Below are 24,932 nucleotides of genomic sequence, written 5' to 3' on the forward strand. Positions count from 1 at the left end.
CCTGCTCATGTCCCTGTCATCTGTTTTGCGTCAGCGCCGCCTGCTTCTGCTGGGCCTGTTGCTGTCACCCTTACTGGCCCTGTCCGCCCATGGCGATGAGGCCAAGCGTCTGCGTATCGGCATCACCCTGCATCCGTACTACAGCTATGTCGCCAATATCGTCGGCGACAAGGCCGAGGTGGTGCCGCTGATTCCTGCAGGGTTCAACCCCCATGCCTACGAGCCTCGCGCCGAAGACATCAAGCGTATCGGCAGCCTGGACGTGATCGTGCTCAATGGTGTGGGCCATGACGACTTCGCCGACCGCATGATTCAGGCCAGTGAAAAGCCTGATATCGCCATTATCGAAGCCAACGAAAACGTGCCATTGCTGGCCGCTACCGGCACGGCGGCACGGGGAGCGGGCAAAGTGGTCAACCCCCACACCTTCCTGTCCATCAGCGCCTCCATTGCCCAGGTCAATAACATCGCCCGGGAGCTGGGCAAGCTCGATCCGGTCAATGCCGCCACTTACACCAGCAATGCCCGGGCCTACGGCAAGCGCCTGCGCCAGATCCGTGCCGACGCCCTGGCCAAGCTGACCCAGGCGCCCAACGCCGACCTGCGCGTGGCCACGGTGCATGCGGCCTACGACTACCTGCTGCGCGAGTTCGGTCTGGAAGTCACGGCGGTGGTCGAGCCGGCCCATGGCATCGAGCCCAGCCCCAGCCAGCTGAAGAAGACCATCGACCAGCTGCGCGAGCTGGACGTCAAAGTGATCTTCTCGGAGATGGATTTCCCTTCCACGTATGTCGACACCATCCAGCGTGAGTCCGGCGTGCGTCTGTATCCGCTGTCGCATATTTCCTACGGCGAATACAGCGCCGACAAGTACGAAAAAGAAATGACCCACAACCTTGATACCGTGGTGCGAGCCATTCAGGAGTCCGGCGCATGACTATGGCCGAAAACCTGCGAATGAACGGCCCGGGCATCCATTTCGAGGGTGTGAAATTGACGCTGGGACGCACCATTATCCTCGACGACGTGAGTTTTCGGGTCAGCCCCGGCAGCGTCCACGCGTTGGTCGGCCCCAATGGTGGCGGCAAGAGTTCGCTGATCAAAACCCTGCTCGGGCAAATGCCGCATTCGGGACGCCTGAGCCTGGAGTGGTCGCAGCCCCCGGCCCAGGCCGCCGGGATTATTGGTTACGTGCCCCAGGCCTTGGAGTTCGACCGTGGCCTGCCCATGACCGTCGACGATTTCATGGCTGCCATGTGCCAGCGTCGGCCAGCTTTTCTCGGCCTGTCCAGGCATTACGCCACGGCCATCGGTGAAGCGCTGGAACGGGTCGGCATGCAGGACAAGCGCAAACGGCGCATGGGCGCGTTGTCCGGTGGCGAGCGTCAGCGCGTGCTGCTGGCCCAGGGCCTGATTCCGCAGCCGCAGTTGTTGGTCCTTGACGAGCCGATGTCAGCGCTGGACGAAGCCGGCATTCAGGTCTTCGAGCGCCTGCTCGGCGAGTGGAGCCGCAGCGGCGTGACAGTGCTATGGATCGAGCACGACCTGGCCGCCGTCAAACGCCTGGCCGAACGGGTCACCGGGCTTAATCGCCGGGTGCTGTTCGACGCACCGCCCGCGCTGGCCCTGACCCCGGAGCGACTATTGACGTTGTTTTCCACTCACCCCCGCGACAGCCACGGGAGCATCGGCCCATGAGTTATGAAGCCTTTCGCCTGTTGATTCAGGACGCCGCTGCCTCTGGCTACCTGCCCGCCGTACTGGCCTACGGTTTCGTGGTCAATGCGCTGCTGGCCGGGCTGTTGATCGGACCGGTCCTGGGCGGTCTCGGCACCCTTGTCGTGGTCAAGCGCTTTGCATTCTTTTCCGAGGCAGTCGGCCACGCAGCGCTCACTGGCGTAGCGGTGGGCATTCTATTGGGCGAGCCCTACACCGGTCCCTACGGCAGCCTGTTCGGTTACTGCCTGCTGTTCGGCGTGCTGCTCAATTACCTGCGCAACCGCACCGGCCTGGCGCCGGACACCCTGATCGGCGTGTTTCTCTCGGTGTCCCTGGCGCTGGGCGCGAGCCTGCTGCTGATGCTGGCGGGCAAGATCAACGTGCACATTCTCGAAAACGTACTGTTTGGTTCGGTGCTGACGGTCAATGGCAATGATCTGCTGGTGCTGGCGATTGTCGGCTCGCTGGTCATGGCCCTGGCCCTGCCACTGTACAACCGCATCATGCTCGCCAGCTTCAATCCGCAACTGGCGGCAGTGCGCGGCGTGGCCGTTAAGACTCTGGACTACCTCTTCGTGGTGCTGGTGACCCTGATTACCGTTGCGGCGGTAAAAGTCATCGGCGCGATTCTGGTGGGCGCTCTGTTGGTCATTCCGGCGGCGGCGGCACGCCTGCTCAGCCAGTCACTCAAGGGCTTCTTCTGGATCTCGGTGCTGATTGCCACTGTCAGCACCCTGTGCGGCATCCTCCTGCCCATCGTCTTCGACCTGCCGGTGCCTTCGGGCGCGGCAATCATCCTGGTCGCCGGTTGCGCCTTCGCCCTCGCAGCGATTGCCCGCGGCACCGTGCCCAGCCTGAAAGGGAATATTGGATAAATGCATCGCTCATTTCGTCACCTGCTTTTGGTTATGACCCTGTCCAGCCTGGCGCTGGCGGTCAACGCCGAGTCAAAAACCTCCGTCCGGGTACTGGCATCGCTGCCGGTGACCTTCGGCCTGAGCCAGTTGCTGCTGCAAGGCACCGACGTCGTATTGGAACGCGCTGCCCCGGCCAGCCTGCCCGGCTCGCGCCAGGCCGCCTATTTCAGCGGCCGGGGTGCGCCGGAGCTGGGCACACTGGCTGTCGGCGCTGACGCTGCCGTCGGCCTGCGTTCGATATGGCCGGATGATCCGCTGTACATCCATGCCCGGCGCAGCAACATCCGCATCGTCGAAATCGACGCCGCCCGCCCGGTGGACGGCGCCCTGCCCGGCATCGCCCTGCAGTCCGGGACAAGCGATGGCCTGAATAGCCAGCCCTGGCAGTCGAGCAATAACCTGGGGCGTATGGGTGATGTACTGGCGGCGGACCTGGTACGCCTGGCACCCAATGCCAAGGCAAAAATCGACAGCAACCTGGCCACCCTCAAGCAACGCCTGCTGAAGATCAGTGCCGAAGCCGAGGCGCAACTGGCCAAGGCCGACAACCTCAGCGTGGTCAGTCTCAGCGATCACCTGGGCTATCTGGTCAGCGGACTGAATCTGGAACTGCTGGAAACCGACGCCCGCCCCGACAACGAGTGGAGCGCCGAAGCCTTGAGCCAATTGCAAAAGAAGCTCAAGGACAACAGCGTGGCTCTGGTTATCCACCATCGCCAGCCTGCAGAGGCCGTAAAGGCAGCGATCAGCGCCGGGGGCAGTCGCTTACTGGTTCTGCGGGTGGACAGCGATGATCCGCTGGCGGAGTTGGAGGGCAATATCAAATTGGTAACCGAGGCGCTTGCCGCAAGCTCCTGACAAGCACCACCGTGTCGCGCCGGTGACCTATGGGGCCAGCGGCAAATGGCCGTAGCCAGCAAAGTTTCCAGGCACTTGCTGATACTCACGCGGCGTGCAGCCAAACTCGCGGCGAAACACCGTGTGCAGGTACTGCGCCGACTTGAAGCCGCACTTCTGGGCGATCTCGGCAATCGCCGAATCGCTGTGCTCCAGGCCATTGGCCGCTGCCGCCAGCTTAAAACGCAGGATCTCGTCATGCACGCTGCGGCCACGCTCCTTGCGAAAATGCAGTTCCAGCGAAGAGCGTGACACACCGACGTAGGCCGCCACCTGTGCGGTCTTAATGCCCTGGCAGGCGTACTGACGGATAAACAGCAACGCCTGCATCACGTAGGGATTACCCAAGGGTTGATGCAGGCTCGACGCCTGCACATTGATCGCGTCCGGCGGGACAAGAATCTGCGTGCCTGTGCAGGCTTTGCCGTGGAGCATCTGATGCAGCAGCGCCGCAGCCGTGCGGCCCATGGTCTCGGTGCCCTGAATCACCGAACTCAAGGGGACTCGCGTGAGGGTGCGGGTCAGCGGGTCATTGTCGATACCGATCAACGCAACTTGCTCCGGCACCGCGATACCGGCCGTGAGGCAAGCCTGCAGCAACTGCCGGGCACGGGCATCGGTGACGGCGATGATACCGACCGGCTTGGGCAGGCTGTGCAGCCAGGCAATTTGCTGCTCCACCGCGCTGTCCCACAGCGGTGCACTGGTACCCAGGCCGCGATAGATCTCGACATGCAGGCCATCACGTTGCAACAGCCGACGAAAGGCGTTTTCCCGCTCAAGGGCCCAACGGTTGGCCTGAGCCGGCGGCAGGCTGAAACAGGCAAAGCGGGTCAGCCCGGCCTCGATCAGGTGCTCGTAGGCCAGTTTCATCAATGCGTAGTTGTCGGTGGCCACATAGGGAATGCCATCAGGGTAGGCCCGTGCGTCCTCATAGGAGCCGCCCACCGCCACTACCGGCAACGTGCTTCCAGCCAGCGCCTCGCCAATCAGCGGATCGTCGAAGTCGGCAATGATGCCATCGCCGTGCCAGCGTTCGATACCACGCAGGCGGCAGAGAAAATCCTCTTCCAGGAACAGGTCCCAGGACGCGCGAGTGCTGCTCAGGTAATTGCCGATGCCGGTGATGATGCCGCGGTCGTAGATCTTGCTGCCGTTGAACAACAGGGCGATGCGGTGAACGGGCGGTAGGGTTTTCATTGTTTTTGTCCTCAGCCGATCAGCACAGACTAGGCCCACCTGCGCCAGAGCTCAATACGCAAAAACGCACTGTACCCTGGTGATTATCGTAATCGGCGGGCCAGGGGGCGTTGCTAGTATCGAGACACCGCCAAGAACAATAAGGAAAACGCCATGACGTACTTCCCCGATGTCGAGACCGTGCGCTTCGAAGGCCCCAGCAGCGATTCCCCCCTAGCCTTTCGCCATTACGACGCCAATAAGCTGATCCTCGGCAAGCCCATGCGTGAGCACCTGCGCATGGCGGCCTGCTACTGGCATACCTTCGTCTGGCCAGGTGCCGACATGTTTGGCGTCGGCACCTTCAAACGCCCGTGGCAACGCAGCGGCGACCCCATGGAACTGGCCATCGGCAAGGCCGAAGCCGCCTTTGAGTTTTTCTCCAAGCTGGGCATCGACTACTACAGCTTCCACGACACCGATGTCGCGCCCGAAGGCAGCTCGCTCAAGGAGTACCGCAACCACTTCGCGCAGATGGTCGACCACCTGGAACGCCATCAGGAACAGACCGGCATCCAGTTGCTGTGGGGCACCGCCAACTGTTTCAGCAACCCGCGTTTTGCCGCCGGTGCCGCCAGCAACCCGGACCCTGAAGTATTCGCCTACGCCGCCGCTCAGGTGTTCAGCGCGATGAACGCCACCCTGCGCCTCAAGGGTTCCAACTATGTGCTGTGGGGCGGCCGCGAAGGCTATGAAACCCTGCTCAATACCGATCTGAAACGCGAGCGCGAACAGCTCGGGCGCTTTATGCGCATGGTGGTGGAGCACAAGCACAAGATCGGCTTCAAGGGTGATCTGCTGATCGAACCCAAGCCCCAGGAGCCGACCAAGCACCAGTACGATTACGACAGCGCAACGGTGTTCGGCTTCCTCCACGAGTTTGGTCTGGAACACGAGATCAAGGTCAATATCGAGGCCAATCACGCGACCCTGGCCGGGCACAGTTTCCATCATGAAATCGCCACCGCCGTATCCCTGGGGATCTTCGGCAGCATCGATGCCAACCGTGGCGACCCGCAGAACGGCTGGGACACCGACCAGTTCCCTAACAGCGTCGAAGAAATGACCCTGGCCACCTATGAAATCCTCAAGGCCGGCGGATTCAAGAACGGCGGCTACAACTTCGACTCCAAAGTACGCCGCCAGAGCCTGGACCAGATCGACCTGTTCCACGGCCATGTTGCAGCCATGGACACCCTCGCCCTCGCACTGGAACGCGCGGCGGCGATGGTGCAGAACGACCGCTTGCAGCAGTTCAAGGATCAACGCTATGCCGGTTGGCAGCAGCCGTTGGGCCAGGCCGTGTTGGCGGGTGAATTCAGCCTCGAATCACTGGCCGAACATGCCTTCGCCCAAGAGTTGAACCCGCAAGCGGTGAGCGGTCGGCAAGAGATGCTCGAAGGGGTCGTGAATCGTTTTATTTACACCTGAGCCGTGGTGACAATCGCGCGACAAATCTCTGCGCGCGAAGGTCACTACAGGCTCTACAGTTCTACCCGCATCACGCTGTGTCTTTTCCAACAACAATAAAAGGACGCAACACCATGAATAGACTCGAACGCACCCTGCTCGCCAGTGCCCTGGCTCTGCTCGCCCTGCCAGTGATGGCCGATTCTGCCCACCCGAAAATCGGCTTTTCCATCGATGATCTGCGCCTGGAGCGCTGGTCCCGGGATCGGGATTACTTCGTCGCAGCGGCGGAGAAACTCGACGCCAAGGTCTTTGTGCAGTCAGCCGATGCCAATGAGCAAAAGCAGATTTCCCAAATCGAAAACCTTATCTCGCGCGGCGTCGATGTGATCGTTATCGTGCCGTTCAACGCCACGGTGCTGACCAATGCTGTCGCCGAAGCGAAGAAGGCCAATATCAAAGTGGTCTCTTATGACCGGCTGATCCTCAACGCCGATATCGACGCGTATATTTCCTTCGATAACGAAAAGGTCGGCGAAATGCAGGCCAACGGCGTGCTGCATGCGGCGCCCAAGGGCAACTATTTCCTGCTCGGCGGCGCGCCGACGGATAACAACGCCAAGGTGCTGCGCGAAGGCCAGATGAAGGTGCTGCAACCGGCCATCGACAAGGGCGATATCAAGGTTGTCGGCCAGCAGTGGGTCAAAGAATGGAACCCCACCGAAGCCCTGAGCATCGTCGAAAACGCCCTGACCCGCAACAGTAACAAGATCGACGCCATCGTTGCCTCCAACGATGCCACCGCCGGTGGGGCGATTCAGGCCCTGGCCGCGCAGAAGCTGGCGGGCAAGGTGCCGATCTCCGGCCAGGACGCCGACCTCGCTGCCGTCAAGCGCGTGATCGATGGCACCCAGACCATGACGGTCTACAAGCCGCTCAAACTAATTGCATCGGAAGCCGCCAAGCTCTCGGTGCAACTGGCGCGCAACGAAAAGCCTGCATACAGCTCGCAATACGATAACGGCAGCAAGAAGGTCGACACCATCCTGCTCACTCCAACCCCGCTGACCAAGGCCAATATCGATCTGTTGGAGAAGGATGGTTTCTATAGCAAAGAGCAGATGGGGCTGTAGGCACTGCGCTGTCGCGCAACAAACCGTGCCCGTTGGAGCGAGGCTTGCCCGCGAATGCCTCGCGCCAACGACAGGACAACCGCCCCCATCGGTCTTTCGTGTGAGCCATTGCTATGTCGCACTATCTGCTGCAAATGAATGGCATCGTCAAAAGCTTTGGCGGTGTCAACGCGCTGAACGGCATCGATATCAAAGTGCGGCCGGGGGAATGCCTCGGCCTGTGCGGCGAGAACGGTGCCGGTAAATCCACTTTGATGAAGGTGCTGTCGGCGGTCTATCCGTACGGCACCTGGGAGGGCGAAATACTCTGGGACGGGCAGCCGCTCAAGGCCCAGTCCATCAGCGATACCGAAGCTGCCGGCATCGTCATCATTCATCAGGAGTTGACCCTGGTGCCCGACCTGTCGGTGGCCGAGAATATTTTCATGGGCCACGAACTGACGCTCCCCGGCGGGCGCATGAATTACCCGGCGATGATCCACCGCGCCGAAGCGCTGATGCGTGAGCTCAAGGTGCCGGACATGAACGTCGCCCTGCCGGTGTCGCAGTACGGCGGCGGTCATCAGCAACTGGTGGAAATCGCCAAGGCCCTGAACAAACAGGCGCGACTGCTGATCCTCGATGAGCCCTCCTCGGCCCTGACCCGCGCGGAAATAGAGGTGCTGCTCGATATCATCCGTGACCTCAAGGCCAAGGGCGTGGCCTGCGTGTACATTTCCCACAAGCTCGATGAAGTGGCCGCCGTGTGCGACACCATTTCAGTCATTCGCGACGGCAAACACATCGCGACCACCGCCATGGCCGATATGGATATCGCGCAGATCATCACGCAGATGGTCGGTCGAGAGATGAGCAACCTTTATCCCACCGAACCCCATGACATCGGCGACGTTATTTTCGAGGCGCGCCACGTCACCTGCTATGACGTGGACAACCCCAGGCGCAAGCGCGTCGACGATATTTCCTTCGTGCTCAAGCGCGGGGAAATCCTCGGCATTGCCGGTCTGGTCGGTGCCGGGCGCACGGAGCTGGTGTCGGCGCTGTTTGGTGCCTACCCCGGCCGCTATAGCGCCGAAGTCTGGCTGGAAGGCCAACTGATCGACACCCGTACGCCACTCAAATCCATTCGCGCCGGGCTGTGCATGGTGCCCGAAGACCGCAAGCGCCAAGGCATCATCCCCGATCTGGGTGTGGGTCAGAACATCACCCTGGCAGTGCTCGATACCTACGCCCATATGAGCCGGATCGATGCCGAAGCCGAACTGGGCAGCATTGACCGGCAAATCGCCCGCATGCACCTGAAGACGTCCAGCCCGTTTCTGCCGATTACCAGCCTCTCCGGTGGCAATCAGCAAAAAGCCGTGCTGGCGAAAATGCTCATGGCCAAACCGAAAGTGCTGATCCTCGATGAGCCCACACGCGGCGTGGACGTCGGCGCCAAGTATGAGATCTACAAGCTGATGGGCGCGCTGGCGGCCGAGGGCGTGGCGATCATCATGGTCTCCTCGGAGCTGGCCGAAGTGCTGGGCGTTTCCAACCGCGTGCTGGTGATCGGCGACGGCCAGTTGCGCGGCGACTTCATCAACCAGGGGCTCACCCAGGAACAGGTCATGGCCGCCGCGCTCAGCCAAAACAATAACAATCGGAAAACCGCGTAGATGAATCAGGTCAAACACCTTTTTACCCGCTACAAAATGCTCGCCCTGGTGATTGCCGTGGCGGTGATCTGGCTGTTTTTCAGCTGGCAGACCGAGGGCGGCTTCCTGACCCCGCGTAACCTCTCCAACCTGCTGCGGCAGATGTCGATTACCGGAATACTGGCGTGCGGCATGGTGCTGGTTATTATCAGCGGCGAGATCGATCTGTCGGTGGGCTCGTTGCTCGGATTGCTCGGCGGGCTCGCGGCGATTCTGGATGTGGTCTATCACATACCGTTGCTGGCAAACCTCAGCCTGGTGGCGTTGTGCGGTTTGATGATCGGGCTGGCCAACGGCTATATGACCGCCTACCTGCGCATCCCGTCGTTCATTGTCGGCCTGGGCGGCATGCTGGCGTTTCGCGGGATCCTGTTGGGGATTACCGGCGGCACAACCATTGCGCCGGTCTCGCCGTCACTGGTGTATGTGGGCCAGGGCTATCTGCCCCATGCCGTGGGTCTGGGGCTCGGTATCCTGCTGTTTGCCCTGACCCTGTTCCTGACCTGGAAACAGCGACGCAACCGGGCGCTGCATGGTTTGGCCGCGCATTCATTGGTGCGCGACGTATTGCGCGTGGTGTTGATCGGCGCCGTACTCGCCGGTTTCGTCACGACCCTGAACAGCTACGACGGCATCCCCGTACCGGTGCTGTTGTTGCTGGTGCTGCTCGGCGTGTTCAGCTACGTCACCAGCCAGACCGTGTTCGGCCGCCGCGTTTATGCAGTTGGCAGCAACATGGAAGCCACGCGCCTGTCGGGTATCAACGTACAGGCAGTGAAACTGTGGATCTTCGGCATCATGGGGGTGATGTGCGCACTGGCCGGCATGGTCAACACCGCCCGCCTCGCCGCAGGCTCCCCCTCGGCGGGCAACATGGGCGAACTCGACGCCATCGCCGCCTGCTTTATCGGCGGCACCTCGATGCGCGGCGGCTCCGGCACGGTCTACGGCGCTTTGCTGGGGGCGTTGGTGATCACCAGCCTGGATAACGGCATGTCGATGCTGGACGTGGACAGTTACTGGCAGATGATTGTGAAGGGCAGCATTCTGGTGCTGGCGGTATGGGTGGACGTGAGCACCCGGACTGGGCGGCGCTGATTATCCTATTAGCGTCGCGAGCTGAAAAATCACACATTTGTGGAAGCGAATTCATTCGCGAAAGGGGCGGTACAGACGCAGCAGGTTTGTCGTGTGAACTACCGCCTTCGCGAATGAGTTCGCTCCCACACGTTGCAGCAACAGATTTGCACCCACAAAAACAGCGCCCACAAAAAAAGGACCCGAAGGTCCTTTTTTCTTGCCTCGTGAAGTTCAAATGAACGTCACAAAGCCATGTTTGGAGCGGGAAACGAGACTCGAACTCGCGACCCCGACCTTGGCAAGGTCGTGCTCTACCAACTGAGCTATTCCCGCGTCTTGGTGATGGCCGCTATTCTAGCGTTTCAAATTATTACGTCAACCCTTTGTTTTAAAAACTTATTTTTTTTCTGTGGTGGTTTTCAGATGCGGCCACGCAGCGCGCATGTATTGCACCATCGACCAAAGGGTCAGGCCGGCGGCGATCATCAACAGGATATAGCCCAGCACCACCCAGAAGGTCACGGCGGGCGGATTGGCCAGCAGGATGACCAGGGCCAGCATCTGTGCCGCCGTCTTCCACTTGCCCAGGTTGGATACCGCCACTTGGGCACGAGCGCCCAGTTCGGCCATCCATTCACGCAAGGCGGAAATGACGATCTCGCGACCGATGATCACCGCGGCAGGCAGGGTCAGCCAGAAGTTGGCGTGGGCCTGGACCAGCAAGACCAGCGCCACGGCGACCATCAGTTTGTCCGCGACCGGGTCGAGAAACGCGCCGAACGGCGTGCTCTGCTCCAGGCGGCGGGCCAGATAACCATCGAGCCAGTCAGTGGCGGCGGCCACGGCAAATACCGTACTGGCAGCGGTGTAGCTCCAGTGGTACGGCAAATAGAACAGCAGGATAAAGATCGGAATCAGGAGTACGCGAATTACGGTGATCAGATTAGGGATATTCATCGGCACAACTGGCTGCGAGGTGAGCGGGCATTTGACTCAGAAAGATATCTGACGAGACCTGTTGCCACATTCTACGGGCTTCATTCGGATCGTGTCTAAAAAAGTTCCAAGACTCCTGCCCTCGATCTGTGCCCTCAGGTGTCAGCGAAATGGGCAACGGCGGCATCGATGAAGCGCCTGAGTTTGGCGGTCATCTGCCGATCGCCACGATAAAGCAGGTGCATCGGACGACTGGGGCCGTTATAACCGGGCAAGAGCCTGACCAAATGCCCCGCTGTCAGTGAGGGTTGAAGAAAGTCGGCGGGGCCAAGGACAATACCGAAACCATCCAGCGCGGCAGACAACAGCGCCTTGGTTTCATTGACCTGCAAACGACTGCGCGCGCTGACGCTGTAGGTCTGCGCCCCCTGGCTGAACTGCCAATGATTGTCGGCAGGCCGCGACCAGTACACATAACCCAGGCAGTCATGTGCGGATAAATCAGCGGGCACCCGGGGAATGCCACGCTCAGCGATGTAGGACGGCGCCGCGCAGGCAATCAATCGATAAGGCGCCAAGGGTCTTGCGATCAGGCTGTCGTTGACGATCGGGCCGATACGAAATACCGCTTCATAGCCCTCCTCCACCAGATCGACGGCGCGGTCGGTCAGGTTCAGGTCAATCTCCACTTCCGGATACTGGCGCAGGAACGCGGTAACAAATGGCATCAGACTATGAGAACCAAAGGTGACTGGTGCACCGATGCGCAAGCGGCCTCGGGGCGTCGCGCTCATGACCTGGGCCAAGGCATCGGCCTCCCAGGCTTCGGCGAGGATATGTTTGCAGCGCTGATAATAGGCAGTGCCCAGTTCGGTGAGGCTTTGCCGCCGGGTGGTGCGATTGAGCAAGCGAGCACCAAGGCGCGATTCCAGAGCCGCAACATGCTTGGCGACCATCTGCGCCGACATGCCCAGACGTAACGCGGCACCGGCGTAGGAGCCTGCCTCGGCCGCCACGACAAAGGCTTCCATACTGGTCAGCCGATCGATCATTGCCTACTCCTGGTAATTAATCTAACGCCGGAACGCACATTTATCGTCGATCCGAACTGAATCATTCTAGACCTCTAATCAATGCGAGGAGTACAGAACATGCGCGTAGGCATTATCGGAGCAGGTTTTATCGGGCGCGCCGTGGCGCAATTGCTGCTGGCGGCCGGACACGAGGCAATGCTCAGCAACTCAAGGGGGCCCAAGACACTGACCAGCGTGGCCGCCGACATTCGCGGCAGCCAGATCGGCACCGTCGAGCAGGCCGCAGCCTTTGGCGACATAGTGCTGGTGGCGATCCCTTTTACCCACTATCGCGATCTTCCTGCGCCTCTGCTGGCGGGCAAAATAGTCCTCGATGCCAATAACTACTACCCCGACCGCGACGGCCGTATCACCGAATTGGACAATTTCGAAACCACCACCAGCCAAATGATTGCCGCGCATCTGCATGGCGCGCGGCTGGTCAAGGTGTTCAATGCCATTCTGGCCCAGGATCTGTTGGACGACGGGCGCCCGGCAGGTGATTCTCAAAGACGTGCGCTGCCCATCGCCGGGGACGATCAAGCGGCGAAAGAGCGGGTGACCCGCCTGCTCGACGATATCGGTTTCGACACGGTGGACGGCGGCGAACTGAAAGACAGCTGGCGATTCGAGCGGGCCAAGCCGGCCTATTGCATCCCGTTAAAACGGGCCGAACTCATTGCCGCACTGGCTGCGGCCGAGCGTGAGGTTGAACTGCCCCACGGCTCCTGGCGCCATTGAGAGACGCTGAGTTATTCGCTATGCAGATTGGCGTAGATCGACTCGGCGAGTTTCTTGCTGATGCCCGGCGCCTTGGCGATTTCCTCGATGCTGGCCCGGGACAGCTCCTGCAAGCCGCCAAAGTGCTTTAGCAGGTCGCGGCGCCGGGTCGGCCCGACACCGGCGACGCCTTCGAGAGTCGAGGTGCGACGGGTCTTGCCGCGGCGGGCGCGGTGGCCGGTAATGGCGAAGCGGTGCGCCTCGTCGCGAATCTGCTGGATCAGGTGCAGGGCCGGTGAATCACCCGGCAAGGTGAACTCATGGGCCGCGTCATTAAGGTAGAGCGTTTCGAAGCCGGCCTTGCGCGTCGTGCCCTTGGCCACACCGAGCAGGATCAGGTCAGGCACCGCCAGTTCGTTCAACACATCCCGGGCCATATTCAACTGGCCCTTGCCGCCGTCCACCAGCAGGATGTCCGGCAACTTGCCCTCGCCCGCCTTGAGTCGACTGAAGCGCCGGGTCAAGGCCTGGTGCATGGCGGCGTAGTCGTCGCCTGCTGTCACGCCTTCGATGTTGTAACGGCGGTAATCAGCCTTGATCGGGCCTTCCGGGCCGAAAACCACGCAGGATGCCACCGTCGCCTCGCCACTTGAATGACTGATGTCGTAGCACTCAAGGCGCAGCGGCGGCTCGTCGAGGTTGAGCACGTCGGCCAAGGCCTCAAAGCGCGCGGCCACATGCAGGCGGTTGGCCAGCCTGGCGGACAGCGCCTGCTCGGCATTGGTCACCGCCAATTGCTGCCAGCGCGCCCGGGTGCCACGCACCCGATGGCTGATGGTCATGTCCTTGCCACGGGAAGCTTCAATGGCCTCGATCAGGGCCGGAAAGTCGTCGTGAACCACGTTAACGATCACTTCGCCGGGCAGTTCGCGATCGACACCACCGAGGAAGTACTGCGCCAGGAACGCCGACATGACCTCGCCGACCTCTTCCTCTATACCCACCTGGGGGAAGAAATTCTTGCTGCCCAGCACTCGCCCGCCGCGCACGCTGATCAGATGCACACAAGCGCCGCCGGGGTTGACGAAGGCCGCCACCACATCGACGTCGCCGCTACCGCCTTCCATGCTTTGCTGGTCCTGGACCCGACGCAGCAACGAAATCTGGTCGCGTACCTGGGCTGCGTGCTCGAAGTCCAGGCTCATAGCGGCCTTTTCCATTTCGGCATTGAGTTCATCAGTCAGGGCATTGCTGCGGCCTTCGAGAAACATCACCGAGTGGCGTACATCCTCGGCGTACACCTCGGGCTCGACCAGGCCGACACAAGGCCCTTTGCAGCGCTTGATCTGGTATTGCAGGCAAGGTCGGGTGCGGTTCTTGTAGTAGCTGTCTTCGCACTGACGAACCAGAAAGGTTTTCTGCAGCAGGCTGAGACTCTCACGAATCGCCCCGGCGCTCGGATAAGGCCCGAAATACCGGCCCTTGGCCTTTTTGGCCCCGCGATGAATGCTCAGCCGGGGAAAGGCGCCATCGGAGAGAAACACGTAAGGGTAGGATTTATCGTCACGCAGCAGAATGTTATACGGCGGCCGCCATTCCTTGATCAGGGTCTGTTCGAGCAGCAGGGCTTCGGTTTCGTTGGCCGTGATGGTGGTTTCTATCTGCGCGATGCGCGCGACCAGGGCGCTGGTCTTGGGCGCATGGCCGGTCTTGCGAAAGTAGCTGGCCAGACGCTTCTTGAGGTCTTTGGCCTTGCCCACGTACAGCAGTTTTTCCTCGGCATCGAACATCCGATAAACGCCGGGGCGGCCGCTGCAGGTAGAGAGAAAGGCACTTGGATCGAACGCTGTCATCATTTCAGGCGCTGGCATCGACCATGCCGTGACGTACTGCCAACAAAGCCAGCTCGACATCGCTGCCGATCGAGAGCTTTTCGAAAATGCGGTAGCGGTAGGTATTCACGGTCTTGGGTGAAAGACATAACTTGTCAGAGATCGACTGGACCTTCTGGCAGCCGACGATCATCAGGGCAATCTGGATTTCCCGCTCGGAGAGCAGATCGAACGGCGAGTTATTGACCTGTGGCTGAAAGGACTTGAGCGCCAGTTGCTGGGCAATCTGCGGGCTGATATAGCGCTGGCCGGCAAATACCAGGCGAATCGCCTGGACCATCTCGGCCAGCCCTGCACCCTTGGTCATATAGCCTGCCGCTCCGGCCTGCAGCAGCCGGGTCGGAAACGGATCTTCCTCGCAGACAGTCACAGCCACCACCTTCATATCGGGGTGGCTGCGCATCAGTTTACGGGTAGCTTCGAGGCCGCCGATACCGGGCATCTTGACGTCCATCAGGACCACGTCGGGCTTGAGCTCCCGAGCCTTCTTCAACGACTCCTCACCCGACTCGGCCTGACCCACAACCTGCAAGCCGTCGATATCGGCGAGCATGCGCGTGATGCCCGTCCGAACAAGATCGTGATCGTCGACAACCAGCACCTTAATCAAGCAGATACCTCACGAAACAGTCATACAAATGCCAATCACCTTAGCAAAAACGATGAGCCAGACCTAGCACCTGACCGGATCCGGAACACAGCGATTTTCAAAAGCGCTGTGGGCACGCTATCACCATTGCTTCGTGTTGCCGAAAAATCTTTTTACAGACAGGCGTTTCCGCACTCAGCTGCTTTCCGTTTTCTGCCTGCCCTTCACTGCATATGAGCCTGAAAGCTCGGCCATGGTAACGGTCAGGCGCCGAATGGCGTCCTGGTCCTCCTGGCCAAGACTGCGATAGCTGCCCAGCACCTTTTCTTCGACAGCGCTGAGGTTATCCACCGAGGTAGGGGTTCTGACCCCTGTAATCACGAATAATACGTCCACTCCCTGGGCTGCGACGGCGGCCAGATAGTCGGCCTTTGGCGCGCGACCGCCGTTTTCATATTTGCCCTGAGCATTTGCCTCGACACCGCCGATTTCGCCGAATGCTTTCTGAGACAAACCCAGGCGCTCTCTTTCCTGTCTTAATCGAAAACCGATTCCACTCATTTGAATGCGTAATCCTGTTGACCCAATCCTTACGAATGTTAGAATTGAGACGAAGCTAAACTGATTTGAACGGTTTTGAACTATGCCCGGAATACGTACCGCTGCACAAGCCAAGGCCTGGCTCGAACAACAGGGGAAATCTGTTCAAGAGTTTGCGCGGGAAAACAAAATTGACCCTGCCACCACCTACCAGGTGCTGTCCGGGCGCAAGAAAGGCCGTCGCGGCGAAGCCCATAAAGTAGCGGTGCTGCTGGGAATGAAAATCGGCATCATCCCCGGCGAAACACCCGTTGAGCCGGAGCAATAACGCCCCGACCCGATCGGTCTTAATCGGCCAGGTTGACCGTGCGCGCAGACCAGCCCCGGGCATCGCGCTCGACGAGCAGCAACAGATCACCCGCCCCCTTCGCCGCTCCCACCAGCGCGCCATCCTGTGCCCAGAAGGCGCTACGCCCCGCCGACTGCCAGCCGCCCGTGGCCCCGCCATGGTTGGCCATCAACACCGCCATGCCGTGCTCTGCGGCATAACCGCGCAGGATCCGGCTATCGGTGGCATAACCGCCTTCGCTGATCAACACACTGGCCATATAGAAGTTCGCCCCGCAGGCCGCAGCCTGTCGTGGGTGCTCCGCCTGGCTGAAATCGGCACACACGGCCATGGCCAGGCGCTCGTCACCCAGGGTCAACAGCGGCCCACCCTGCCCCGGCGTAAACGTCAGCTCTTCGCCAGAATGCAGATGTTGCTTGCTATAGATGCTGACATGGCCTGCGCCATCAATGATCAAGGCGCCGATCAGAATCCCGCCATCGGCAGTATTCAGCGGCGCGCCCACCACCGTGACCATGCCGCTTTGCGCCGCCAGTTCACGTAACGGAAGCAGACGCGCATCGTCGCTGTCGATGGCTACTTCCCGGGCCAGGGACGCTTCGTAGCCACTCAATGACAACTCCGGAAACACCAGGAATTGCACGCCCTCATCGATAGCCGTCTGCATGAACTGCAGATGACGTTGTACATTCGCCTGGATATCACCGGCAATGGAGGTGGATTGCGCAGCGGCAATTTTCAAGGCTGCGTTTTTTTCAGAGGAAAACACTGCAAGCTCCAGGGCACTGACCGAAGCGACGATGTTAAGGACGAACATCGACTCGTGCCAGCCCCCAGTCGCCCCGACTCAATCGAGACGATTGAAATTTCCAATTGAATCAAGGCATCGGCCTGAAGTAAGCTCAGCGCCATTCAACGGAGACACATGATGTTGCACACACTCCCATCACAGCTGCTTCACCCTGCCGACGCTCAGCGTTCGGTCGTGGCGGCTGCCTGGAAAACTGCGCAACCCGCTCCTGTTACCAGCTTTTATTTTGGGTATTGGTTTAGCCACTGGCGCGCCTGATACCTGAAACGGCGCCCATAACCAAGGGGACGCCAACCAGAGAAAATCTCTACCCCCGGTCGGCTACCCGACCGGGGGTTTTGTTTTTTCAGGCTCCCGAAAAACGCATTGAACTGAATCGAATCGAGGAACACGACATGAACTACGCCACTTATTACCGCAACGACATCAGCTACGCCTGGCGATTTAGCAACCTCCGTTCGGGACAGCCAGCCGCCTCCGATCGGTCACTGCCAGGTGGCAACTCACTTACAGCCAATGTGGCCAATTGTCGAACACCCCAGTAGGGCCTGAGCGGGAAGCACCCGCCAGCCCAGGAAGCCAGAACATGAATTCGTCCGTCGCCGTAAAACCATCGTCCGATCTGACCGCGCATAACGTCACCCTGCTCGACAGCCTGCCGGCCCCGCAGCGCCTGCCCAGCACCTTGCAACTCAAGACCCAGTTACCCCTGGACGCCGCCCTGAGCGAGCAAGTCGCCGCCCATCGCCGCGCCGTACGCGCCATCCTCAACGGAGAAGACTCCCGTCTGTTGGTCGTCGTCGGCCCCTGCTCCATCCATGACCCGCAATCAGCCCTTGAGTACGCCGACCGCCTGGCCGAACTGGCCGCCGAAGTCAGCGACCAGATGCTTCTGGTCATGCGCGCCTACATTGAAAAACCCCGCACCACCGTAGGCTGGAAAGGCTTGGCTTACGATCCACAGCTCGATGGCAGCGATGACATGGTCGGCGGCCTGACCCTGTCCCGCCAATTGATGCGCGAAATGCTCCGTCGCGGCCTGCCGATTGCCACTGAACTGCTGCAACCCATGGCGGCCGGCTACTTCGATGACCTGCTCAGTTGGGTCGCCATCGGCGCCCGCACCACCGAATCGCAGATCCACCGGGAAATGGCCAGCGGCCTGGCCATGCCGGTCGGCTTCAAGAACGGCACCGACGGCGGCGTCAGCGTGGCCAGTGACGCCATGCGCTCGGCGGCTCACCCGCACCGGCATTTCGGCGTCGACCGCCAGGGGCATCCGGCGATCATCGAAACGGCGGGTAACCCGGACACCCATATTGTCCTGCGCGGCGGCCACAGCGGCCCGAACTACGACCGCCAGAGCGTTGCCCAGGTGCGTGCCGGGCTGGAAAAGCACCGCATCGCCTCGCGGATCATGGTCGACTGCAGCCACGCCAACAGCGGCAAAGACCCGCTGCGCCAGCCACATGTTTTCAATGAAGTGCTGGCCCAGCGTCTTGAAGGTGACAACTCGTTGATCGGCATGATGCTGGAAAGCCATCTGTTCGAAGGCTGCCAGCCATTGAGCAATTCCCTGCAATACGGCGTTTCGGTGACCGATGGTTGCCTGGGCTGGGAAGGCACGGAACAGCTGCTGCGCCAGGCCGTGGACAAGCTGCGCTACAGGTAATCCATGCACTTAAAACAGGAAAAGCCTGCCCTTATCCGGTAGGCTGTTTCTTTTTTTTGATAAGGAGATTTTCCCATGGCTAAAGCCACTGCCCGCCACATCCTCGTTTCCTCGGAAGACAAGTGCAACGAGCTCAAGGCTCAGATCGAAGGCGGCGCTGATTTTGCCGAGGTTGCCAAGGCAAACTCCAGCTGCCCGTCCAGCCGTCAGGGCGGCGATCTGGGCTCTTTCGGTCCAGGCCAGATGGTCAAGGAATTTGACACCGTGGTCTTCAGCGCGCCGATCAACGTCGTGCAAGGCCCGGTCAAGACCCAGTTCGGTTATCACCTGCTGGAAGTGACCAGCCGTCAGGACTGATTCACAGCCTGGCAACAGTGAAACACCCACAAAACGGCTCGCCTTCAGGCGGGCCGTTTGCATTTGCGCGGCAGTATTTGCGGGTCAGGGGCGATTCAGGCAAGCAAATTGCTGAGAATTGCCCAATTCGCTGTTTGTGCTACTGCCAGGACCCTGCCATCTTGATGCTCCATCATCCACACGCAGCATGCGGTTACAAATGTACCCAGCTTCCGGTACCTTGGCAGCACAGGTAATGACAACCAGACATTGGCAGTCGCAAAGCGTTTCTTTATTGGCCCCATACCCCTGATACCCGCGTACGGCTATCAGTCAGGATTCGAGTAATGCGTTTTGTTTTTTCATCGCTGATCGCTGTAACACTGACTCTGGCTTCGGCTTTTCAATCCTTGTCTGCCGCCCCGCAACATGCCCTGACCGTCTACGGTGAAGCGCCACGCTACCCGGCGGACTTCAAGCACTTCGATTACGTGAACCCCGATGCGCCAAAAGGCGGCACGATGCGTCGTTCGGCACAGGAAATCGGTCAGTTCGACCACCTGATGCCCTATACCGACAAAGGCACGGGCGTGGCCCAGATCAGCGGCATGGTCTATTCCCCCCTGGCCGTGCGCTCCCTTGATGAGCCTTACACGGTCTACGGCCTGGTCGCCGAGAAAATGGAACGCGGTGCCGATGGCCTGTCCCTGCGCTTCTATATCAATCCCAAGGCGCGCTTTGCCGATGGTACGCCCATCACCGCCGAAGACGTGCGCTACACCTACGATCTGCTGATGACCCAGGGCAGCATGCAGTACCGCACCGAGTTCGAGGCAGTGAAGAACGTCGAAGTCGAATCGCCTTCGCAGATCCGCTTTGATTTCAAGAGCAGCGAGAACCGCACCCTGCCCCTGGACCTGGCGTCCTTGCCGGTATTCCCTGAGCACTGGTGGAAAACCCGTGACTTTGCCGGCGGTGGCGGATTCGAGATTCCCCTGGGCAGCGGCCCGTACAAGGTGGTCAAGGTCGATCCCGGCCGCACCATCACCTTTGCCCGCGACCCGGACTGGTGGGGCAAGGACCTGCCGGTCAACCGCGGCTTTTATAACTTCAACGAATTCAGCGTCGAGTACTTCGGCGATACCGACGTCGCCCGCCAATTGCTCAAGGGCGGCGCCTACGACTACAACCGCGAATATTCGGCCACCGGCTATTCGATTCGCTACGACGGCCCGGCCCTGAGTGAAGGCAAGCTGCAGAAAGCCCACCTGGCCAAGGGCGCGGTGCAAAGCTCCCAGGGCTTCGTGTTCAACCTCGATCGTCCAATGTTTCAGGACCGTCGCGTGCGCGAGGCGCTGTCCCTGCTCTGGGACTTCGAATGGACCAATCGGCAGATGATGCGCAATATGTACATCCGCCAGAACAGCTACTTCTCCAACTCGCCACTGGCGGCCAGCGAACTGCCGACTCCCGCCGAACTGGCGATCCTCGAGCCCCTGCGTGGCAGCGTGCCGCCCGAGGTGTTCACCAAGGTGTTCCATATTTCCAAGACCGATGGCAGCGGCCTGATTCGCGGCAAACAGTTGCAAGCCTTGGGCCTGCTGGAAGAAGCCGGCTGGATGCCCAAGGGCGATGAACTGGTCAACGACAAAGGCGAAGCACTGAGCTTTACCTTCCTCAACGGTCAGGCCGGCTTCGAGCGCCTGTTGCTGCCATACAAACGCACCCTGGCGCAGATCGGCATCCATTTCGACATTCGCCGCATCGACGCCGCGCAATACCTCAACCGGGTCATGGCCCGGGACTACGACATGATCGTCACCGGCTACTCGGTGTCGTCCTCCCCCGGTTCCGAGCTGTTCAATAATTTTGGCTCGAAAGTCGCCCGCGACCCCGGCTCCAGCAACTACATGGTCTTGCAGGACCCGGCCGTGGACAGCCTGATCAGCGGTCTGGTCAAGGCCGACAACAAGAACGAGATGGTCAACTACGCCCATTGTCTGGATCGCGTGCTGCAATGGGGCTACTACTGGATTCCCAACTACTACCCGCCCGGCTCCTCGACCGTGTGGTGGAACCGATTCGGCATTCCGAAGATCCAGGCCGCCAATGGCGAGGCCATCGACACCTGGTGGGAGGTCAGCCCGACCCCGCTGACCAATGAAGAGTTCGCCGCCAGGCGCGGCGCTTCGGCCCTTGTTTCGGAGATGCAGTGATGCTCGGTTATCTATTGCGCAGGCTGCTGCTGATCATCCCTACCCTGCTGGCGATCCTGCTGGTCAACTTCTTTATCGTCCAGGCTGCACCTGGCGGCCCGGTGGAGCAGGCCATTGCCCGTATGCAAGGGATTGGCGGGACCATGGCCCCCGGCGCCGCACCGGCCGAGTCCGTGAACACCCAGTCCCGCGCCTCCCGAGGCCTGGACCCCAAGCTGATCAAGGAAATCGAGCACCAGTACGGCTTCGACAAGCCCCTGCACGAACGTCTGTGGCTGATGTTGAAGAACTATGCGCAACTGGATTTCGGTAACAGCTTCTTTCGCGGCGCCAAGGTCACTGACCTGATCAAGCAGAAAATGCCAGTGTCCATCTCCCTCGGGCTATGGGCCACCCTGCTCACTTATCTTGTGTCGATCCCGCTGGGGATCCGCAAGGCGGTCAAGCACGGCAGCCATTTCGATATCTGGAGCAGCACGGCAATCATCATCGGCTACGCCATGCCCGCCTTCCTGTTCGCCATGCTGCTGATCGTGGTCTTTGCCGGTGGCACTTGGCTGAACTGGTTTCCGGTGCGCGGGCTGGTCTCGGAAAACTTCGACACCCTGTCCACCACCGGCAAGGTCGCCGACTATTTCTGGCATCTGGTGCTGCCAGTTTCGGCCCTGGTGATCGGTGGTTTCGCCACCCTGACCATCCTGACCAAGAACTCCTTTCTCAATGAAATCACCCGCCAGTACGTCGTCACCGCTCGAGCAAAGGGCATGACCGAGCGCCGGGTGCTGTATGGCCATGTGTTCCGCAACGCCATGTTGCTGGTGGTTTCCGGGATTCCCCAGGCCTTTATCAGCGTGTTCTTCGCCGGTTCGCTGCTGATCGAAGTGATTTTTTCCCTCGATGGACTTGGCCGCATGAGCTACGAAGCCGCCGTTTCCCGGGATTATCCCGTGGTGTTCGGTTCGCTGTTTATCTTCACTCTGTTCGGCCTGCTGATAAAACTGGTGGGCGATATCTGTTACACCCTGGTCGACCCGCGAATCGACTTCAGCGCGAGGAACGCCTGATGTCCGAATTGTCTCCGCTGGCCCGTCGCCGCTTCGAACGCTTTCGCAATAACCGCCGTGGCTGGTGGTCGCTGTGGCTGTTCTGCATCCTGTTTGTACTGAGCCTGGGCGGTGAGTTGATCGCCAATGACAAGCCCCTGGTGGTGAGTTACCACGGCTCCCTGTACTTCCCGGCGCTCAAGCGCTACACCGAGCAGGAATTCGGCGGCCAACTGCCCTTTCAGCCCGACTACCGCAGCGACTACGTGCACCAATTGATCACCAAGGACGGCGGCTGGATGCTGTTCCCGCCGATTCCATTCAGTGACGACACGCCCAACTACGACCTCTCCGGCCCGGCGCCAAGCCCGCCCACCACCACCAACTGGCTTGGCACCGACGATCAGGCCCGCGACGTGCTGGCCCGGGTGATCTTCGGCGCGCGGGTGTCGATCCTGTTCGCCCTGGCCCTGACCGCAATCAGCGCCCTGATCGGTATCGCCGCCGGGGCTCTGCAAGGTTATTACGGTGGCTGGGTCGACCTGATAGGCCAACGTTTGCTGGAGGTCTGGTCCGGATTGCCGGTGCTCTACCTGCTGATCATTCTATCGGGCTTCGTCGAACCGAACTTCTGGTGGCTGCTGGGCATCATGGCGCTGTTCTCCTGGCTGGCTCTGGTCGACGTGGTACGCGCCGAGTTCCTCCGTGGCCGCAACCTGGAATACGTCAAGGCTGCCCGGGCCCTGGGCCTGGATGACCGCAAGGTGATCCTGCGGCACATCCTGCCCAACGCCATGAACGCGACCCTGAGCTACCTGCCGTTTATCCTTACCGGCGCCATTTCCACCCTCACCGCCCTGGATTTCCTTGGCTTCGGCATGCCTGCGGGCAGCGCGTCCCTGGGCGAATTGATCGGCCAGGGTAAACAGAACCTGCAGGCGCCCTGGCTGGGCCTGACCGCGTTCTTCACCCTGGCGCTGATCCTGTCGCTGCTGGTTTTCATTGGCGAGGCGCTCCGTGACGCCTTTGATCCGAGGTCCTGAATGTCGGACGACATGAACGAAAACGCAGAAAACCTGATCGAGATCCGCAACCTCAGCGTCGCCTTCAGCGGGCAGACCGTGGTCAAGGACCTATGTCTGGACATCCGCGCCGGCGAGTGCCTGGCCCTGGTTGGCGAGTCCGGCTCCGGCAAGTCGGTGACTGCCCATTCGATCCTGCAACTGCTGCCCCAGAACGGCACCGTCAGCACCGGCAGCATCCGCTATCGCGACCAACAACTTCTGGGAGCCGACGCCCGGACCCTCCGTGAGTTGCGTGGCAACCGCATAGCAATGATCTTTCAGGAGCCGATGACTTCCCTGAACCCGCTGCATACGGTGTCCAAGCAGATCGGCGAAACCCTGCTGCTGCACCGTGGCCTGAGCGGCAAGGCAGCGCAAAAGCGTATCATCGAGCTGCTCGAACTGGTGGGCATCCAGCATCCGCAGAAACGTCTCAAGGCTTACCCTCACGAGCTGTCCGGCGGCCAGCGGCAACGGGTGATGATCGCCATGGCCCTGGCCTGCGAGCCTGAACTGTTGATCGCCGATGAGCCGACCACGGCCCTGGACGTCACCGTGCAGCGCAAGATCCTGCTGCTGCTCAAGGAACTGCAACAGCGCCTTAACATGTCCCTGCTGCTCATCAGCCATGACCTCAACCTGGTGCACAGCGTGGCGCAGCGGGTCTGCGTGATGCGCGCCGGGGAAATCGTCGAGCAATCCAATTGCCATCTGCTCTTCAAGCAGCCGCAACACCCCTACAGCCGCCTGTTGCTGGACGCCGAACCGGCGGGCGAACCGCTGCCACGGGACAGCCGCGAGAAGGTTCTGGAAGTGGACAATCTGCGGGTCTGGTTCTCCCTGGGCGGCGGCATCCTGCGGCGGCACAAGGAATACCTCAAGGCCGTCGACGACATCAGCCTGAGCATCGAACGCGGCAAAACCCTGGGCATCGTCGGCGAATCCGGCTCCGGTAAATCGACACTTGGTCAGGCAATCCTGCGCCTGCTGGCCTCGCGTGGCAGTATTCGCTTTCAGGGTCAGCCTCTGGACTGCCTCAACCAGAAGCAGATGCGGCCCTGGCGCAAGCAGATGCAAGTGGTGTTTCAGGACCCTTACGGCAGCCTCAGCCCACGCATGTCCGTGGCGCAAATCATCAGCGAAGGTCTGGAAGTCCATAGCCAGCTGACACCGGGGCAGTGCGAGATCGAGGTGATTCGCGTTCTCGAGGAGGTCGGCATCGACCCGCAAAGCCGTCACCGTTATCCCCATGAATTCTCCGGGGGCCAGCGCCAGCGGATTGCCATTGCCCGTGCCCTGGTGCTCAAACCGGCGCTGATCCTGCTGGACGAGCCGACCTCGGCCCTGGATCGCACCGTACAGAAGCAAGTCGTAGCGCTTTTGCGCCAGCTTCAGGAAAAGCACGGCCTGACGTACCTGTTTATCAGCCATGACCTGGCGGTAGTCCGCGCCCTGGCCCACGACCTGATCGTGGTCAAGGACGGTAAAGTGGTTGAACGCGGTGCCAGTCACGACGTCTTCGACTCACCGCAACACCCCTACACCAAGGAGCTGCTGGCCGCCGCGCATCCGGGTTTCAACTAGCCCCGGGGGACCTGA

23 protein-coding genes and 1 tRNA gene are annotated in these 24,932 nt (G+C 60.6%); 16 read left to right on the forward strand and 8 right to left on the reverse strand.

Going from position 1 to position 24,932, the window contains the following annotated elements; all coding sequences use genetic code 11:
• The first annotated feature begins 7 nt into the window (after positions 1 to 7).
• From M2401_RS12145 to M2401_RS12160, 4 genes are read left to right on the forward strand one after another with little or no spacing between them, the layout of a single operon-like run.
• Complete coding sequence (locus M2401_RS12145; protein WP_259102966.1) at positions 8 to 937, forward strand: metal ABC transporter solute-binding protein, Zn/Mn family; 930 nt, start codon at positions 8 to 10, stop codon at positions 935 to 937.
• Positions 934 to 1,698: a metal ABC transporter ATP-binding protein gene (locus M2401_RS12150; protein WP_259102967.1), complete on the forward strand. Its 765-nt coding sequence runs from the start codon at positions 934 to 936 to the stop codon at positions 1,696 to 1,698. The genes M2401_RS12145 and M2401_RS12150 overlap by 4 nt, the downstream gene beginning before the upstream one ends.
• The gene (locus M2401_RS12155) at positions 1,695 to 2,594 is read left to right on the forward strand and encodes a metal ABC transporter permease (RefSeq protein WP_259102968.1); all 900 of its coding nucleotides are present in this window, start codon (positions 1,695 to 1,697) and stop codon (positions 2,592 to 2,594) included. Before M2401_RS12150 ends, M2401_RS12155 begins: the two co-directional genes overlap by 4 nt.
• Before the next feature lie 33 nt (positions 2,595 to 2,627).
• Positions 2,628 to 3,494, forward strand: a complete 867-nt coding sequence (locus M2401_RS12160; RefSeq protein WP_409033922.1) for a metal ABC transporter solute-binding protein, Zn/Mn family — start codon at positions 2,628 to 2,630, stop codon at positions 3,492 to 3,494.
• 27 nt (positions 3,495 to 3,521) lie between these two features.
• Here M2401_RS12160 and M2401_RS12165 read toward each other — a convergent pair whose 3' ends face one another.
• On the reverse strand, positions 3,522 to 4,733 hold the full coding sequence (locus M2401_RS12165; RefSeq protein ID WP_259102970.1) for a XylR family transcriptional regulator: 1,212 nt from the start codon (positions 4,731 to 4,733) through the stop codon (positions 3,522 to 3,524).
• Positions 4,734 to 4,886: 153 nt separating this feature from the next.
• Between M2401_RS12165 and xylA the strand changes: the two genes are divergently transcribed.
• The 4 genes from xylA to M2401_RS12185 all read left to right on the forward strand — a co-directional run bounded on the left by xylA (position 4,887) and on the right by M2401_RS12185 (position 10,110).
• Positions 4,887 to 6,203 (forward strand): xylose isomerase, encoded by a 1,317-nt coding sequence (xylA, locus tag M2401_RS12170; protein WP_259102971.1) that lies wholly within the window; start codon positions 4,887 to 4,889, stop codon positions 6,201 to 6,203.
• Between the two features lie 113 nt (positions 6,204 to 6,316).
• The gene (gene xylF, locus M2401_RS12175) at positions 6,317 to 7,315 is read left to right on the forward strand and encodes a D-xylose ABC transporter substrate-binding protein (protein ID WP_259102972.1); all 999 of its coding nucleotides are present in this window, start codon (positions 6,317 to 6,319) and stop codon (positions 7,313 to 7,315) included.
• Positions 7,316 to 7,428: 113 nt separating this feature from the next.
• Complete coding sequence (gene xylG / locus M2401_RS12180) at positions 7,429 to 8,973, forward strand: D-xylose ABC transporter ATP-binding protein (protein ID WP_259102977.1); 1,545 nt, start codon at positions 7,429 to 7,431, stop codon at positions 8,971 to 8,973.
• Positions 8,974 to 10,110, forward strand: a complete 1,137-nt coding sequence (locus M2401_RS12185) for a sugar ABC transporter permease (RefSeq protein WP_259102980.1) — start codon at positions 8,974 to 8,976, stop codon at positions 10,108 to 10,110.
• A gap of 239 nt (positions 10,111 to 10,349) precedes the next feature.
• On the opposite strand, the gene M2401_RS12190 is transcribed toward M2401_RS12185, so the two are convergent.
• The 3 genes from M2401_RS12190 to M2401_RS12200 all read right to left on the reverse strand — a co-directional run bounded on the left by M2401_RS12190 (position 10,350) and on the right by M2401_RS12200 (position 12,080).
• Positions 10,350 to 10,425: transfer RNA gene (locus M2401_RS12190), tRNA-Gly, on the reverse strand.
• 63 nt (positions 10,426 to 10,488) lie between these two features.
• A complete protein-coding gene (gene pgsA, locus M2401_RS12195; RefSeq protein WP_259102981.1) occupies positions 10,489 to 11,049 on the reverse strand; it encodes a CDP-diacylglycerol--glycerol-3-phosphate 3-phosphatidyltransferase in 561 nt (186 codons plus the stop codon).
• A 134-nt stretch (positions 11,050 to 11,183) separates the two neighbouring features.
• Entirely contained in the window at positions 11,184 to 12,080 is an 897-nt protein-coding gene (locus M2401_RS12200) for a LysR family transcriptional regulator (protein ID WP_259102983.1), read from the reverse strand.
• 81 nt (positions 12,081 to 12,161) lie between these two features.
• On the opposite strand from M2401_RS12200, the gene M2401_RS12205 reads away from it, so the two are divergent.
• The gene (locus M2401_RS12205; RefSeq protein WP_409033917.1) at positions 12,162 to 12,842 is read left to right on the forward strand and encodes an NADPH-dependent F420 reductase; all 681 of its coding nucleotides are present in this window, start codon (positions 12,162 to 12,164) and stop codon (positions 12,840 to 12,842) included.
• An 11-nt stretch (positions 12,843 to 12,853) separates the two neighbouring features.
• Here M2401_RS12205 and uvrC read toward each other — a convergent pair whose 3' ends face one another.
• The 3 genes from uvrC to M2401_RS12220 form a co-directional block, all read right to left on the reverse strand.
• Positions 12,854 to 14,677, reverse strand: a complete 1,824-nt coding sequence (gene uvrC / locus M2401_RS12210; RefSeq protein ID WP_259103297.1) for an excinuclease ABC subunit UvrC — start codon at positions 14,675 to 14,677, stop codon at positions 12,854 to 12,856.
• Position 14,678: 1 nt separating this feature from the next.
• Positions 14,679 to 15,323, reverse strand: a complete 645-nt coding sequence (uvrY, locus tag M2401_RS12215) for a UvrY/SirA/GacA family response regulator transcription factor (RefSeq protein ID WP_259102986.1) — start codon at positions 15,321 to 15,323, stop codon at positions 14,679 to 14,681.
• Positions 15,324 to 15,497: 174 nt separating this feature from the next.
• Positions 15,498 to 15,863 carry a helix-turn-helix domain-containing protein gene (locus M2401_RS12220; RefSeq protein WP_259102989.1) on the reverse strand — a complete coding sequence of 122 codons (366 nt, stop codon included), beginning with the start codon at positions 15,861 to 15,863 and terminating at the stop codon, positions 15,498 to 15,500.
• Between the two features lie 82 nt (positions 15,864 to 15,945).
• Between M2401_RS12220 and M2401_RS12225 the strand changes: the two genes are divergently transcribed.
• Complete coding sequence (locus tag M2401_RS12225) at positions 15,946 to 16,170, forward strand: DNA-binding protein (RefSeq protein WP_259102990.1); 225 nt, start codon at positions 15,946 to 15,948, stop codon at positions 16,168 to 16,170.
• A gap of 19 nt (positions 16,171 to 16,189) precedes the next feature.
• Here M2401_RS12225 and M2401_RS12230 read toward each other — a convergent pair whose 3' ends face one another.
• On the reverse strand, positions 16,190 to 17,008 hold the full coding sequence (locus tag M2401_RS12230; protein WP_259102991.1) for a carbon-nitrogen hydrolase family protein: 819 nt from the start codon (positions 17,006 to 17,008) through the stop codon (positions 16,190 to 16,192).
• Positions 17,009 to 17,588: 580 nt separating this feature from the next.
• On the opposite strand from M2401_RS12230, the gene M2401_RS12235 reads away from it, so the two are divergent.
• The 6 genes from M2401_RS12235 to M2401_RS12260 all read left to right on the forward strand — a co-directional run bounded on the left by M2401_RS12235 (position 17,589) and on the right by M2401_RS12260 (position 24,917).
• Positions 17,589 to 18,674, forward strand: coding sequence for a 3-deoxy-7-phosphoheptulonate synthase (locus M2401_RS12235; RefSeq protein ID WP_259102992.1), 1,086 nt, complete (start codon positions 17,589 to 17,591; stop codon positions 18,672 to 18,674).
• Positions 18,675 to 18,749: 75 nt separating this feature from the next.
• Entirely contained in the window at positions 18,750 to 19,031 is a 282-nt protein-coding gene (locus tag M2401_RS12240) for a peptidylprolyl isomerase (RefSeq protein ID WP_039758565.1), read from the forward strand.
• Between the two features lie 326 nt (positions 19,032 to 19,357).
• Positions 19,358 to 21,226, forward strand: a complete 1,869-nt coding sequence (locus tag M2401_RS12245; RefSeq protein WP_259102993.1) for an extracellular solute-binding protein — start codon at positions 19,358 to 19,360, stop codon at positions 21,224 to 21,226.
• Positions 21,226 to 22,290: a microcin C ABC transporter permease YejB gene (locus M2401_RS12250; RefSeq protein WP_259102995.1), complete on the forward strand. Its 1,065-nt coding sequence runs from the start codon at positions 21,226 to 21,228 to the stop codon at positions 22,288 to 22,290. Before M2401_RS12245 ends, M2401_RS12250 begins: the two co-directional genes overlap by 1 nt.
• Positions 22,290 to 23,312 (forward strand): ABC transporter permease, encoded by a 1,023-nt coding sequence (locus M2401_RS12255; protein WP_259102996.1) that lies wholly within the window; start codon positions 22,290 to 22,292, stop codon positions 23,310 to 23,312. Before M2401_RS12250 ends, M2401_RS12255 begins: the two co-directional genes overlap by 1 nt.
• Before the next feature lie 12 nt (positions 23,313 to 23,324).
• The gene (locus M2401_RS12260; RefSeq protein ID WP_259102998.1) at positions 23,325 to 24,917 is read left to right on the forward strand and encodes an ABC transporter ATP-binding protein; all 1,593 of its coding nucleotides are present in this window, start codon (positions 23,325 to 23,327) and stop codon (positions 24,915 to 24,917) included.
• Positions 24,918 to 24,932: the final 15 nt, after the last annotated feature.

The organism is Pseudomonas sp. JUb42 (genome assembly GCF_024807945.1).
Classification (GTDB): Bacteria; Pseudomonadota; Gammaproteobacteria; order Pseudomonadales; family Pseudomonadaceae; genus Aquipseudomonas.

Coding starts and splice junctions, on each gene's coding strand:
- M2401_RS12145 (WP_259102966.1), top strand. CDS start 8: ATGTCCCTGTCATCTGTTTTGCGTCAGCGCCGCCTGCTTCTGCTGGGC.
- M2401_RS12150 (WP_259102967.1), top strand. CDS start 934: ATGACTATGGCCGAAAACCTGCGAATGAACGGCCCGGGCATCCATTTC.
- M2401_RS12155 (WP_259102968.1), top strand. CDS start 1,695: ATGAGTTATGAAGCCTTTCGCCTGTTGATTCAGGACGCCGCTGCCTCT.
- M2401_RS12160 (WP_409033922.1), top strand. CDS start 2,628: ATGACCCTGTCCAGCCTGGCGCTGGCGGTCAACGCCGAGTCAAAAACC.
- M2401_RS12165 (WP_259102970.1), bottom strand. CDS start 4,733: ATGAAAACCCTACCGCCCGTTCACCGCATCGCCCTGTTGTTCAACGGC.
- xylA (WP_259102971.1), top strand. CDS start 4,887: ATGACGTACTTCCCCGATGTCGAGACCGTGCGCTTCGAAGGCCCCAGC.
- xylF (WP_259102972.1), top strand. CDS start 6,317: ATGAATAGACTCGAACGCACCCTGCTCGCCAGTGCCCTGGCTCTGCTC.
- xylG (WP_259102977.1), top strand. CDS start 7,429: ATGTCGCACTATCTGCTGCAAATGAATGGCATCGTCAAAAGCTTTGGC.
- M2401_RS12185 (WP_259102980.1), top strand. CDS start 8,974: ATGAATCAGGTCAAACACCTTTTTACCCGCTACAAAATGCTCGCCCTG.
- pgsA (WP_259102981.1), bottom strand. CDS start 11,049: ATGAATATCCCTAATCTGATCACCGTAATTCGCGTACTCCTGATTCCG.
- M2401_RS12200 (WP_259102983.1), bottom strand. CDS start 12,080: ATGATCGATCGGCTGACCAGTATGGAAGCCTTTGTCGTGGCGGCCGAG.
- M2401_RS12205 (WP_409033917.1), top strand. CDS start 12,162: ATGCGAGGAGTACAGAACATGCGCGTAGGCATTATCGGAGCAGGTTTT.
- uvrC (WP_259103297.1), bottom strand. CDS start 14,677: ATGATGACAGCGTTCGATCCAAGTGCCTTTCTCTCTACCTGCAGCGGC.
- M2401_RS12220 (WP_259102989.1), bottom strand. CDS start 15,863: ATGAGTGGAATCGGTTTTCGATTAAGACAGGAAAGAGAGCGCCTGGGT.
- M2401_RS12225 (WP_259102990.1), top strand. CDS start 15,946: ATGCCCGGAATACGTACCGCTGCACAAGCCAAGGCCTGGCTCGAACAA.
- M2401_RS12230 (WP_259102991.1), bottom strand. CDS start 17,008: ATGTTCGTCCTTAACATCGTCGCTTCGGTCAGTGCCCTGGAGCTTGCA.
- M2401_RS12235 (WP_259102992.1), top strand. CDS start 17,589: ATGAATTCGTCCGTCGCCGTAAAACCATCGTCCGATCTGACCGCGCAT.
- M2401_RS12240 (WP_039758565.1), top strand. CDS start 18,750: ATGGCTAAAGCCACTGCCCGCCACATCCTCGTTTCCTCGGAAGACAAG.
- M2401_RS12245 (WP_259102993.1), top strand. CDS start 19,358: ATGCGTTTTGTTTTTTCATCGCTGATCGCTGTAACACTGACTCTGGCT.
- M2401_RS12250 (WP_259102995.1), top strand. CDS start 21,226: ATGCTCGGTTATCTATTGCGCAGGCTGCTGCTGATCATCCCTACCCTG.
- M2401_RS12255 (WP_259102996.1), top strand. CDS start 22,290: ATGTCCGAATTGTCTCCGCTGGCCCGTCGCCGCTTCGAACGCTTTCGC.
- M2401_RS12260 (WP_259102998.1), top strand. CDS start 23,325: ATGAACGAAAACGCAGAAAACCTGATCGAGATCCGCAACCTCAGCGTC.